9 protein-coding genes and 2 tRNA genes are annotated in these 13,273 nt (G+C 67.9%); 9 read left to right on the forward strand and 2 right to left on the reverse strand.

The window, feature by feature from the left end; genetic code table 11:
- Nucleotides 1-45: 45 nt before the first annotated feature.
- The gene (locus AC6A67_RS06020; protein ID WP_498035644.1) at nt 46-1,362 is read left to right on the forward strand and encodes an ActS/PrrB/RegB family redox-sensitive histidine kinase; all 1,317 of its coding nucleotides are present in this window, start codon (nt 46-48) and stop codon (nt 1,360-1,362) included.
- A gap of 509 nt (nt 1,363-1,871) precedes the next feature.
- Complete coding sequence (locus AC6A67_RS06025; RefSeq protein WP_498035645.1) at nt 1,872-2,438, forward strand: ActR/PrrA/RegA family redox response regulator transcription factor; 567 nt, start codon at nt 1,872-1,874, stop codon at nt 2,436-2,438.
- Nucleotides 2,439-2,624: 186 nt separating this feature from the next.
- Here the strand turns inward: AC6A67_RS06025 and AC6A67_RS06030 are convergent, their stop codons facing one another.
- Nucleotides 2,625-3,113 carry an MmcB family DNA repair protein gene (locus tag AC6A67_RS06030; RefSeq protein WP_498035646.1) on the reverse strand — a complete coding sequence of 163 codons (489 nt, stop codon included), beginning with the start codon at nt 3,111-3,113 and terminating at the stop codon, nt 2,625-2,627.
- 183 nt (nt 3,114-3,296) lie between these two features.
- A complete protein-coding gene (locus AC6A67_RS06035) occupies nt 3,297-4,940 on the reverse strand; it encodes a GMC family oxidoreductase (protein ID WP_498035647.1) in 1,644 nt (547 codons plus the stop codon).
- Nucleotides 4,941-5,391: 451 nt separating this feature from the next.
- Between AC6A67_RS06035 and AC6A67_RS06040 the strand changes: the two genes are divergently transcribed.
- From AC6A67_RS06040 to AC6A67_RS06070, 7 genes are all read left to right on the forward strand, one after another.
- On the forward strand, nt 5,392-7,953 hold the full coding sequence (locus AC6A67_RS06040; RefSeq protein ID WP_498035648.1) for an ABC transporter ATP-binding protein: 2,562 nt from the start codon (nt 5,392-5,394) through the stop codon (nt 7,951-7,953).
- Between the two features lie 75 nt (nt 7,954-8,028).
- Complete coding sequence (locus tag AC6A67_RS06045; RefSeq protein ID WP_498035649.1) at nt 8,029-8,895, forward strand: MBL fold metallo-hydrolase; 867 nt, start codon at nt 8,029-8,031, stop codon at nt 8,893-8,895.
- 257 nt (nt 8,896-9,152) lie between these two features.
- Entirely contained in the window at nt 9,153-10,166 is a 1,014-nt protein-coding gene (locus AC6A67_RS06050; RefSeq protein WP_498035650.1) for an MraY family glycosyltransferase, read from the forward strand.
- A gap of 386 nt (nt 10,167-10,552) precedes the next feature.
- Nucleotides 10,553-11,638 (forward strand): polyamine ABC transporter substrate-binding protein, encoded by a 1,086-nt coding sequence (locus tag AC6A67_RS06055; RefSeq protein ID WP_498035734.1) that lies wholly within the window; start codon nt 10,553-10,555, stop codon nt 11,636-11,638.
- Between the two features lie 263 nt (nt 11,639-11,901).
- A complete protein-coding gene (locus AC6A67_RS06060; protein WP_498035651.1) occupies nt 11,902-12,261 on the forward strand; it encodes a TIGR02300 family protein in 360 nt (119 codons plus the stop codon).
- Between the two features lie 95 nt (nt 12,262-12,356).
- A tRNA-Ala gene (locus AC6A67_RS06065) sits at nt 12,357-12,432 on the forward strand.
- A gap of 580 nt (nt 12,433-13,012) precedes the next feature.
- Nucleotides 13,013-13,088: transfer RNA gene (locus AC6A67_RS06070), tRNA-Ala, on the forward strand.
- Nucleotides 13,089-13,273: the final 185 nt, after the last annotated feature.

Below are 13,273 nucleotides of genomic sequence, written 5' to 3' on the forward strand. Positions count from 1 at the left end.
ACCTGGGCGACCGCTCCGGGCAAGCCGACGCAGTCTGGACATCTCATGTTGCAAGATCGGGAAGCATTTTCCCAGTCCCCTGGCGCAGGCCGGCTTCGTCTCGACACGCTGGTGCGCCTGCGCTGGCTCGCGGTCATCGGCCAGAGCGTCGCCGTGGTGGGGGTGCATTTCGGCCTCGGCTATCCCCTGCCGTTCGGGCTGTGCTTCCTGCTGATCGCCGTGTCAGCGTGGCTGAACATCGCCTTGCGCATTCGCTACCCGATGAGCCATCGACCTGGCCTTGTGCTGGCCACCGCCCTGCTCGCCTACGATCTGACCCAGCTCGCGGCGCTGCTCTATCTCACCGGCGGGCTGCAGAACCCCTTCGCCATCCTGTTTCTGGCCCCGGTGCTGATCTCCGCCACGACGCTGCCGCCGCGCGCCACCATGGCGCTGGGGGCGCTGTCGGTGCTTTACGCCACCTGCCTGATGTTCTTTCGGCATCAATTGCCGTGGCGCCCAGGCGAGACGCTGGAATTGCCGTTTGTCTACATCATCGGCATCTGGACCTCGATCACCCTCGGCATCGCCTTCACCGCGATCTACGCCTGGCGCGTCGCCGAGGAGGCCCGCACCCTCGCCCAGGCGCTGGCCGCCACCGAATTCGTGCTGGCCCGCGAGCAGCATCTGAGCCAGCTGGATGGCCTCGCCGCCGCCGCCGCCCATGAGCTCGGCACGCCGCTCGCCACCATCACCCTGGTCACCAAGGAGATGGCGCGCGAGGCCCCCGCCGGCAGCCCGCTGGCCGAAGACATCGCCCTGCTGCGCGAACAGGTGGAGCGCTGTCGCGGCATTCTCGGCAAGCTGACCTCGCTGGGGGCGGAGGGCGACGAGAGTCCGCTGGAACAGTTGACCCTGAGCCATCTGGTGGAAGAGGTGGCCGGGCCGCAACGGCCATTCGGCGTGCCGATCACCGTGACCAAACATGGCGAGGGCCCCCAGCCGGTGTGCCGGCGCAACCCTGGCGTGATCTACGGCCTGGGCAACATTGTCGATAACGCCGTGGACTTCGCCCGCAATGGCGTGACCATCGAAGAACACTGGAACGAGCACAGCGTGGTGATCGTGGTGCGCGACGATGGCCCGGGTTTTGCGCCGGAGGTGTTGCTGCGCATCGGCGAGCCCTATGTCACCACGCGCGGCGCCGGGCAGAGCCATGCCGACGAGCCGGCCAGCGGCCTCGGGCTCGGCCTGTTCATCGCCCGCAGCCTGATCGAACGCACCGGCGCCAGCATCGCCACCGCCAACGCCGCAGCGCCCGCCACCGGCGCAGTCGTGACCATTCGCTGGCCGCGCGACACGTTTGAGCGCGGCGTCGCCTGACGCAAAAGCAGCGCACAAGGCCTTCCGTTTCCGACGCGAGGCCGCCCGACCAGACCACTGCGCGCGTTTCGCCCCCGCTGGCTTGCGCAAGTCCCCACGCCGGGAGCTGCGACAAAGTACACATGCGCGACAAAATGCTTTAAAGACGTGCGTCAGCGCGTCGCTATCCCGGTGATGGCGGCGGCCGCGCCAGGCGAGGCGCGGCGCAAGGCGCTTGATCGCGGGTCACGGGGGGCGGCGTGACGACCCGCGAGACCGATGGCGAGGCCTGCGCGCGCCCTGTGGCGCGACGGGCTGCGGCACGACATGCCTGGCGCACAGGAATGCGTGACCGTTGCTTGAATCCACCCGTCTTTTCACCGTGGGGCGCGACCCACCGGCTGCGAAGCGCAACCAAGGATAGGGCAGAACTTCTGGGCAAAAGGCGGAGTTACTCCCTCGACGTGTGGACGACGCCTGTCGGCCCGCGACTCCCCGCAAGCCCGGCGCGCCCGCCACGCAGGTGACCCATGACCCTGGAACAGCTTTCTGATTTTCCCCACGCGCCCGAAGGCGACCGGAGCCTGCTGATCGTTGACGACGACCGGCCGTTCCTGACCCGGCTGGCCCGCGCCATGGAAAGCCGGGGCTACCAGGTGCGCACGGCGGAATCGGTGGCCGATGGCATCGCCGCCATCGAGGACAGCGCCCCCGCCTATGCGGTGATCGACATGCGCCTCGGCGACGGCAATGGCCTGGAAGTGATCACCAAGCTGAAGGAACGTCGCGCCGACGCGCGCGGCGTCATCCTGACCGGCTATGGCAATATCGCCACCGCCGTGACTGCGGTGAAGCTCGGCGCCTTCGACTATCTGGCCAAGCCGGCGGACGCCGACGAGGTGCATGCGGCGCTGATGGCCCTGCCCGATGGCCGCGCCACTCCGCCGGAAAACCCGATGTCGGCGGACCGGGTGCGCTGGGAGCATATCCAGCGGGTTTATGAATTGTGCGGCCGCAATGTCTCCGAGACGGCGCGCCGGCTCAACATGCATCGCCGCACCCTGCAGCGCATCCTCGCCAAGCGCGCGCCGCGCTGAACCGGGCGACAGGCTCGCGCCCGCTTGGGCCCCCCGCTTGGGCCCATGGCCCGGCGGCCCAGCTCTGCCGGGTGGATTTGCCAGCAAGCCAGCATGACCAGGCGAAGCGCCTGACATTGTCAGCGTCACTGACGCAGAACGATCAGCGCGCCCGGTGTTTGCGAGGCCTGCGCGGCGACGCCGCGCCTATTCCACCAGCCCCGCCGCGCCATCGGGATCGGCAAGGCGATGCAGACGGCTGGCGGCGGCGCGGGCGAAGCGCAGGGTGACCGCCTTGCGCCGCGCCGGGGCCAATGGATGCGGCGGCCCCGCCCGCAATTGCGCCGCGCCGAAGGCGTCGGCGACGATCAGCCCGACCTCATCTGGCAGGATGTCCTGGGGGAATTCGGGCGCGACCGCGAACAGGAAGCTGTCGCACCAGTCGCGATATTCATGCCATTTGCTGTCGGCGCGATAGTCGGCGAGGCTCGACTTGACCTCGACGATCACCAGCCTGCCGTCGGGCATCAGCGCCATCACGTCGGCGCGGCGCCAGCTCTTCAAGGTCACCTCACACAGGGACACCGCGCCGAGGCTGGCGTAATAGCGCCGGACGCCGCGCTGGATGGCCAGCGCCTGCGGCGACTGGCGGCCATCTGGCGGCAGCAACAGGGCGGCGTCTGCGGTTCCGGTCATCAATCTGGCTCCGGGGCTTAAACCAGGATGCGAAGATGCTGACGCATCCTCATCCTGAAATGCTCAGGCGCCGCCACGCTGGCGCAACCGGGGGGCGCAGCCCGCCATTCAGCACGGCGGCGCGGCAAGGTTGTGGCGACGCGCGCCGCCGCTCGCGTTTCGACGTCCGCCGTCAGCACTCAGCTATGACAGCGGCTTGCCCAGGATCATCGCCGCGCCCTTCTCGGCGATCATCATCGTCGGTGAATTGGTGTTGCCCGAGGTGATCGCCGGCATGGCCGAGGCGTCGATCACCCGCAGGCCGGCGACGCCGCGCACGCGCAGCTGTCCATCCAGCACCGCCATCGGATCGAGGTCGGAGCCCATTTTCGCCGTACCGACCGGATGGAAGATCGTCGTGCCGATATCGCCGGCGGCGCGCGCCAGTTCCTCGTCGGAGTGCAATTGCCCGCCGGGCATATACTCCTCAGGCTGGTAGCGCGCCATGGCCGGCGCGGCGACGATACGGCGCGTCAGGCGGATTGAATCGATCGCCACCTGCACGTCGGCCTCGGCGCTGAGATAGCGCGGATCGATGGCTGGCGGCTCGGCGGCGTTGGTCGAGCGAATATGCACATGGCCGACGCTCTGCGGCCGGAGGTTGGCCACCGAGGCGGTGATCGCCGGGAACGGATGCAGGGGCTGGCCGAAAGCATCGAGCGACAGCGGCTGCACATGGAACTGGATGTTGGCGGTGGCGTGCTCCGGCGACGAGCGGGTGAATATGCCGAGCTGTGAGGGCGCCATGGTCAGCGGCCCGGCGCGCAGCGCCGCATAGCGCAGCGCCATCTCCGCCTTGCGCAGCCAATTGCGATAGTCGGCGTTGAGGGTGCGTACGCCGGAGACCTTGTAAGTCGGGCGCAATTGCAGGTGATCCTGCAGATTTTCGCCGACGCCAGGCAGATTGGCGACGACCTTGACGCCCAGCTGCTGCAAGCGGTGGCCCTGGCCGACGCCCGACAGCTCGAGCAATTGCGGCGAGCCAATCGCCCCTGCCGCCAGAATGACCTCGGCATTGGCATGCGCCACCTGACGCACGCCGTCACGGCTGAAGGAGACGCCCACCGCTTTTGCGCCTTCCATCACCACCCGCTCAACCAGCACCCCCGTCTCCAGCCGCAGATTGGGGCGCCCCAGGACCGGCTTGAGGAAGCCGCGCGCCGCGCTCCAGCGTCGCCCGCGCTTCTGGTTGACCTGGAAATACGACGAGCCTTCGTTGTCGCCGCGGTTGAAATCATCAATCCTTTCGATGCCGACCTGCTCGGCGGCGTCGCGGAAGGCGTCGAGCACGTCCCAGCGCACGCGCGGATATTCGACGCGCCATTCGCCGCCGGCCCGCTGCAGATCATTGGACGGCGCCATGTGATCCTGCATGCGCAGAAAATACGGCAACACGTCGTCCCAGCCCCAGCCAGGCAGGTCGCGCTGGCGCCAGCCGTCGTAATCCGCCGCCTGGCCGCGCATATAGATCATGGCGTTGATCGCCGAGGAGCCGCCGATCACCTTGCCGCGCGGATAATTGAGCGCGCGGCCATTCAGACCCGCCTGCGGCTCGGTGCGGAACATCCAGTCAGAGCGCGGATTGCCGATGGCGAACAGATAGCCCACCGGCACGTGAAACCAGATCCAGTTGTCGCGCCCGCCAGCCTCCAGCACCAGCACCCGGTTGCGCGGGTCGGCCGACAGCCGGTTGGCCAGCACGCAACCGGCCGAGCCCGCGCCGACGATGATGTAATCATAGCTGCCCGCATCCGCCGCTGCGCGCCCAGCGCCTGTCTGCCCGCCCATCCGTTCCTCCGTCGCCCGCTGCGGGGCGTTACGCTGGTCTGTCGCCAGAGCCGCGCGCGCGCCAGGCCCGCAACATCATACCCGCAGGCGCCGGCTGCGCGCTTGTGGCAAGCCCGACCGCCGGCCCGCCCACGAGCCTGGCCCGGCCGGGCCCATTCGCCAACACCGCCCGCGGGCCACATTTCTAACCACTTTTCACCGGGGACGACATGGCAGGGGCGGTCACGCTCTTGCCGCAACCGCCGGGCAGTGCATTGTGCAATCATCAATGCGCTGGCGTTGCGCCGCTGACAACCGGCCTGGCGCCCGCGCGGCGTCGCGCCTGCCACGGCAGGCGCGCTGCTGTCGGACGGCCACGTCGGACGGGGCGGCGCGCTCCAGGCGCACAGCGTCAGAGAGCCTGCTGCGCTTCACGCCGAAGCCGTCAGGCGCCAGAGAGGAACAAGCGCCCATGGAACGCAATCCGGTTCGTCTGGTCTGGCAGAACAGCCGCGGGCTGCACCTGTGGGTGTTTCTGGCGCTGCTGCTGCTGTTCCCGGTGAACTGGCTGCTGCTCGATCTGCCGCGCCTGCTGGTGGACGACGCCGTGCTCGGCCATGCGTTCCGCGAACGCGCCCACGCCCTGTTCCTGCCGTTGATCATCGATCTGCCAGAGAGGCTGTTTGAGCAGGATCTGGTGCTGTTTGAGGGGCTGGCGCTGCAGCGGCAGGACTATTTCCTGGCGGGCTCGATCCTGGTCATCGCGCTTCTGGCGCTGCGCAGCGCGCTGATTTCGGTCATTGCCTCGTTGCGCAGCGCCATCGCCCGGCGCATGGGCGCGTTGCTGCGGCTACGCCTGTTCAACCGGCTGGCCAACACCAGGGGGCTGGGGCAGGACGATGTCGACGACGCCGTACAGCTGGCTGGCTCGAGCATGAGCGCTGTCGCCTGGTTCTTCGGCGATGCGCTGATCGTGCCTGCCATGGCCATCAGCCAGCTGCTGGTGGTGCTGGCCTTCGGCGCCCATCTCGGCATGTACTCCGGCGCCATGCTGCTGGCGCTGACCATCGCCAATGTGGTGGTGATCCTGTGGCTGGCCCGCTCCGAGGGCTGGCTTGAGGCGGAGACGCGCCGGCGCGAGCGCTCGCTGTCGCAGGCGACGCGCGCCGTGGCGCTGCGCTCTCGCGCCATCCAGCTGCATGGCGCTGGCGCGGTCGAGGAAGGCTATTTCCGCTCGCTGCTGCGGCGCCTCGACCAGAGCTGGCGGCCGCTGGCCCGCCAGGTGTCGATCTCGGCTGCGGCGCGTGGCTTCCTGCGGGAGTGTGGGCCGCTTTTGATGATCGCCTGGGGGTGCTGGTGGGTGATCGATGGCCGCCTGACGGTTGGCGGCATGGTGTCCTTGGTGTTCGCCTCGGTGCTGTTGCAGCGCCCGGTGAATGCGCTGGTCAGCTGGCGGCGCGAGCGCGACCACGCGCGCGGCATTTTGGAAGACATTGCCCGCGCCAATGGTTCGCTGCTGGCCCGGCGTCCGCGCGCGGCGGCGGCCATCACCGCCGGCGACCTCGCCGCGCCGCTGGTGGCGGAGGGCGTCGCCGCCTTTGATCCGGCCAGCGGCGTCCGCGTCTCCGGCGTCAGCCTCAGCGCCAATTTGCCCGCCCATGTGGCGCTGGTCGGCGACGCCGGCTCTGGCGCGGAGGTCTTTGCCGGCCTGCTGGGCGGCGCCTTTGACGCCACCGCCGGCGACATCCGCATCGGCGAGCGGCCGCTCCAGAGTTTCAACGGCGCCGATCGCGCCCGCCATATCGCCTATGCCGGCGGCGCGCCGATCGTGTTGGCCGCCAGCGTCCGCGACAACCTGCATTATGGCTGCTCGGTGTGGGACCCGGAGACCGGCGCGCTGGCGCGGGGACCAGATGACGCAGCGTTGCAGGAGGTCATCGAGGTGGTCGGCCTGCAGGACGCCATTTACGCATTGGGCCTGATGGCGCCAGTCGACAATGGCGGCGATGCGCAGATTTCGGGCCGGGTCATCGCCGCCCGCCGCGCCGTGCGCGAGGCGCTGCAGCGCCTCGACGCCGAAGCGCTCGTCGATCCGTTCGATCCGGAGACCTACAATCTGCAGGCCACCGTCGCCGAAAACCTGATGTTCGGCCTGCCGGTCGGCGACACCTTCAGCGAGGCCAATCTCGCCAGCCATCCGTTTGTGCGCGCCGTGCTCGCCGCCGAGGACCTGGGACGGCCGCTGGAGGACATGGGCCTCGCCATCGCCCGCAGCCTGCTGGAAATGTTCGACGGCGTGCCTGACGGGCACCCGCTGTTCCGCCAGTTCTCGTTCTTCCATTACGGCGAACGCGGCGCCTATGAGGAGCTGCTTGACCGCCACACCGATCAGCGGCGACCGCGCGGCGTCACGGCGGCGCGCGACCGCGACATGCTGATCAATCTGGCCTTCCGCTATGTCGAGACCCGGCATCGCCTTGGTCTGCTCAATGAGGCGCTGACCGAACGGATCATTCGCGCCCGCGTGGTGTTCCGCGAATTGCTGCCGCGTGGCCTGGAATCCTCGGTGGCTTTCTATGACCCGGACACCGTGTGCCGGGCCGCCAGCCTCGCCGACAATCTGCTGTTCGGCCGCGTGGCGCACAATATCGCCGGCGCCGAGGACAAGGTGCAGGCGGTGCTCACCGACGTGCTCCGCCAGGCTGGCCTGCAGGATCTGGTGCTTGCCTCTGGCCTGTCCGCCCGCATCGGCCCCGACGACATGCGCGCCATGGCCGGCCGCGAGCATCTGCTCGATCTGGCGCGCTGTCTCGCCCGTCAGCCCGACATGCTGGTGGCGACCGGGGTGACGGAATCCCTGTCGGCGAGCCAGGCCGACGCGCTGTTGCAGCGGCTGCGCGCCCGCATGGCTGACCGCAGCCTGTTCATAACCATGCGCGCCGTTGATCTCGCCGACGACATGCAGACTATTGTCTTTGCACGCGGAACCATGGCCACGGCGACGTCGCGGCTGACGGAATCCGACGCCACCTGAGGGAGAGCACCGCGCCAGCGACGCCATGTGTGCAAGCACACACACGGCCATGCTGGCGGTCACTAGACATTCATGATGGCTGAAGCAGACGTTTCTCCGGCCGGCACTGGCCTCACGCTCCGGTTCTGGGGCGTTCGCGGCTCGCACCCCGTGTGCGGGCCTGACTTTGCGCGCTTTGGCGGCAACACGCCCTGCGTGGAGATCACTGCCTGCGGCCAGCGCTTCGTCATCGACGCCGGCACCGGGCTGATCAACCTCGGCCACACCTTCTGCTGCGACACGGTTCCAGACCAAGTGCATCTGCTGCTCAGCCATCTGCACCATGATCACATCTCAGGCCTGCCGTTTTTCCGGCCGGCGCTCAGCCCGCATTGCGTCATCCATACCTGGTGCGGCAATCTCGACGGCGCTTCCGCCGCTGCGGCGCTGGGCGAGATGTACCAGCCGCCGCTGTTTCCGGTCAGCCTCGACGTGCTGCCGGCGCGTTTCGAACACCACGGCTTTCGGGCGGGCGAAACCATCGAGGTGCAGGGCCTCGCCATCCGCACCTGCCTGCTCAACCATCCATCTGGTTCGACTGCTTACCGCTTCGACTGCGACGGTCGCGCCGTCTGCTACATCAGCGACATCGAGCACGGCGCCAGCGGCCCGGCCGAGGAACTGAAGGCCTTCGTCAAAGGCGCCGATCTGGTGATCTATGATTCGATGTTCCTCGAAGAGGAATATTGCCGCTGCATCGGCTGGGGTCATTCGACCTGGCGTGAAGGGCTGCGCCTGTGCCGCGAGGGCGGCGCCAAAGCCATGGCCATGTTCCATCTGCATCCCGACCGCAATGACGCCAGCTATGACGCGATCGAGGCGGAGCTCAAGGCCGCCTGCCCCGGCTCCTTCATCGCCCGCGATAATCTGACGGTGCATTTCAGCAAGGCGGAACAGGGCTGAACCTGGCCGCCGCATAGCCTGGCGCCCAGCCTCGCCGGGCCGCCTGCGCCGACATTTGCCCGCCCCCTCGCGCCATCTCCAGCTTCCTCTCCCGCCGCGCCGCCTGTATGGGATCGGTGCGCCTCGCCTGTTGATCTGGCGGCATTGTCCGCCGGACGCCTCAGCGGCGCGCGCTCACGACCCCCTGGGCGTGCTCCAGCCATCGCGGCCTGGATCGCGCTGTTGCGACTGGCCGAACGCCAGGCAGGAGATGCGGCTTGCTTTCGATCCTGACCGTCGCCGTGGTGGCGGCGCTTGTCTCCGCCGCGCTGCTGGTCGCCTTGCGACCCCTGTTGCAGCGCTACGCCCTGGCGCGACCTAACGCCCGCTCCAGCCACCGCATCCCCACGCCCCAGGGCGGCGGCATCGCGGTGATCGCTGGCTGTCTTGTGGCGCTGGCGCTGGCCGGCGCCCTGGCGTGGCTGCCGCGCGAATTGTGGGCCGCCACGGGCGCGCTGGCGCTATCGGCGACGTTCATCGGGCTGTTGGGCGCCGTGGACGACATTCGCCCGCTGCCGGTGGCGCCGCGCCTTGCCGGTCAGGCGGCGGCGCTGGTGTTCGCCCTCGCCATGCTGGGCGATGAGGCCCGCCTCGCTCCGGACATACCGCTGCTGGCGGAACGGGCGCTGGAGGTGTTCGCCGGGCTGTGGTTCGTCAATCTCACCAATTTCATGGATGGCCTCGACTGGCTCACGGTGGCCGGCATCGCCCCCATGCTGCTGGCCATGGCGCTGTTCGGCGGCCTCGGCTGGGCGGGCGGCGACAATGCCGTGCTGCTCGGCCTAGTGGCGGCGGCGCTGTTTGGCGGTCTCGCGGGCTTTGCGCCGTTCAACCGCCCGCCGGCCCGGCTGTTTCTCGGCGACGTCGGCTCGCTGGCCATCGGCCTGATCACCGCCTGGCTGCTGTTCCTGGTCGCCTCCGGCGGCGCCCTGACCTCCGCTCTGCTGTTGCCGATGTATTATTGCGCTGACGCCAGCATCACCCTGTGCCGGCGACTGCTGCGCCGCGAGCGCATCTGGGAGGCGCATCGCCAGCACTTTTACCAGCAGGCGGCGGATCGCGGCCTGTCGGCCATGCATGTCACCGGGCTGATCGCCGCCCATAATCTGGCGCTGGCGGTGCTGGCGGCGCTGGCGCTGGCGCCTGGAACCCTGTGGTCGCAGCTTGGCCTGCTGGCCTGCGGCGTCGGCGTCACCGGCGTGCTGCTGGCGCGGCTGGGCGGACGCATGTGAGCAGCCGCCGCCAGTGCGTCGCGCCTTGAGGCGCAGCGGCGCGAACACCACCCAATCTGTGGCCTGCGACGAATTCGGGCGCCGTCACAAGCCGGCGGGGCTATACGAAATTTGTCTGGTCTGAGAATGTCGCCGTAACGCTCTTACGCCGCTACGCTGACGCTTTGCCGCGGAGGCAATCAGGATGCGAAGATGCTGACGCATCCGCACCCTGAAATGCTCAGGCGCCGCACGGGCTTGGCCAGAACCCGATGAGTCACGCTCATCGGGTTCTGGTATAAGGCGACACCGCCCGCTCTTTGGCCCCGCTGACAGGAACCGCCATGCCGCACGCGCGTCCGAGCCGTCTCCCCCTGCTGACGCGGCGCGGCTTCGCCGCCGCTGGCCTGATCGCCGCAGGCGCCATCGCTGCGCTGGCGGCGACCCCGCTTGTGGCGCAGGCCAGTGAGCGCGTCGTCAACATCTACAATTGGTCTGACTATATCGACCCGGCGATGTTGAAGAAGTTCACCGACGAAACCGGCATCCGGGTCGTTTACGACACCTATGACAATAACGAGATTGTCGAGAGCAAGCTGCTGGCGGGCAAGTCCGGCTATGACGTGGTGGTTCCCACGGGTCCGACGGTGCAGCGGATGATCCGCGCCGGCGTGCTCAGGGAGCTGGACCGCAACGCGCTGCCCAATCTCAAGCACGCCTGGCCGGAGATCGCCGGGCGGCTCGCCTCCTACGACCCAGGCAACCGTTACGCCGTCAATTACATGTGGGGCACCACCGGCATCGGCCTGAACCGGAGCATGGTGACGGCGGCCCTTGGCGCTGACGCCGCCCTCGACAGCCTCGACCTGATGCTCGACCCGGACAAGACCGCCAAACTCAAGAGCTGCGGCGTGATGATTCTGGATGCGGCGGAGGATGTGCTGCCCGCCGTGCTGCGCTACATCGGCCGCGACCCGGATTCCAGGGCCCAGGCGGATCTGCAGGCGGCGGCGGAGGCGCTGGGCAAGGTGCGCGGCGATATCCGCAAGCTGCACTCGTCGGAATACATCGCGGCGTTGGCCAATGGCGACATCTGCATGGCCTTCGGTTATTCCGGCGATGTGCTGCAGGCGCGCCGCCGCGCCCAGGAAGCGAAGAACGGCGTCGACGTCATCTATGTGCTGCCCAGGGAGGGCGCGCAGATGTGGTTCGACAATTTCGTCATTCCCGCCGACGCGCCCCACGCCGCCGAGGCGCACGCCTTCATCAATTTCATGATGCGTCCGGACGTCGCGGCGGCCAACAGCAATTTCACCTCTTACGCCAGCGGCAATGGCGACGCCCGCGCCCTTGTCCGGCCAGAAATACTGAACGACGCCAGTGTTTATCCCGATGCAACCGTGATGGCCCGGCTGTTCACCACCACCACCCCGGATGAGCGCAGCCAGCGCGCCATGACCCGGATGTGGACGCGGGTGCGTAGCGGCCGCTGACCCCTGGCAAGGCCGACGCCGCGACAATTGACGGCGGCGTCGCAGGCGACTTGAATGCGCCATTGCATTTTGGCGAGGCGACGCCGATATGGGCGCAGCAGCCAGCTTCTGGCGCATGGCGCTGGTCTGGCGGCAGCCTCGCCGCCGGATCAGGCCGTGTAACTCCTTGTGACCCTTGAGCGGGCCCCGGCCCGATCAGTGATTGACAGCATCGGGCGCCTTCACTAACCGGAACGCTCGCAATTTCCGAAAGAGAGTCTGCCGTGGCAAAGCCGGAACTCGGGACAAAGCGGGTCTGTCCGACCACAGGCCGCAAGTTCTATGACCTTAACAAGGACCCTGTCGTGTCGCCCTATACGGGTGAGACGTTTCCGCGCTCGATGTTCGAGCCGCAGGTAAAGGGCGCGCGCCCGGCTCCTGAGGAAGCCGACGACGAGGAAGCCGATCCGGCGACCATTTCGCTGGAAGAGGCTGACGGCGACGACGCCAAGATCGACGTGGATGTGGACGTCGACGTGGATGACGACGATGCGGTCGACGACACCTTCCTCGAGGAAGAGGAAGACAATGACGACGTCTCCGGACTTATCGACAGCGATATCGACGAAGACGAGGAAATCTGAGCACAACCCGGCGCAAGGCGCTTGTGCTCCGGAGGCGTTCTGACTTATACGCCTCTCATCAACGGCGACCGCCCCAAACGGCCGCCGGACTAAGTGGGGTCATAGCTCAGTTGGGAGAGCGCTTGAATGGCATTCAAGAGGTCGGCGGTTCGATTCCGCCTGGCTCCACCAAATATCTTCTCGGGGTTTGACCCTGAACAGACGACCGGCCGCTGGCCGGTTTTTTTGTGTCTGTTGCCAGAACCCGTGCGGCGCCTGAGTATTTAAGGATGTGGATGCGTCAGCATCTTCGCATCCTGGTATGACGCGTTGCGATGCCCCGCCTCATGCAGGGCGCGCCGCCAGTCGGATTGATCGTCCCCGGCAGTCCTGACCTGGTCCCGCGACGCCGCGCCCGGCGCAATTCCAGAGCATCGCCTGGCGTTTGCAGGTTGAGTGGCGACAGGCGTGGACTGCTGGCGGCGCTGCGACGGCTGCACCCTGGCGCCGCTGTGCTGGAGCCTGACGCGCCGTCCCTTCAGACCTCGGGCATGCAACGCCGCGACCTCATGGGTCTCGCCGCGTCTGACCCGCGCCTGGCGCTCCCCGGCGCCGCGCCGATTTGCGCCATGCGCCTCCGCGTCATCAACAGGCTGGCCCCGCCTTGGGGGAAAAGTGTCGCAACCGCACAGAAGGCGCTTGTGTCCCGGCCTTCCGCTGAGTATACCGCGTTCATCCACGGCGACCGCCCCAAACGGTCGCACGGAAGAGTGGGGTCATAGCTCAGTTGGGAGAGCGCTTGAATGGCATTCAAGAGGTCGGCGGTTCGATTCCGCCTGGCTCCACCAAATCTTCCACCAGGCTTCGCCCTAGACAGACCGGCCGCTGGCCGGTTTTTTTGTGTCCACGTGACGTCCTGGCCGCCGTCGACTGACGCCGCGGGGCGCAGGCAGCGGTGGGCCACCCACTCTGGAGCGGCCTTGCCGCCGCACCCATGCAGCGCATGCAGATAAAGCGGCGACGCTTGCGCCTG

The organism is Camelimonas sp. FR25 (assembly GCF_059740505.1).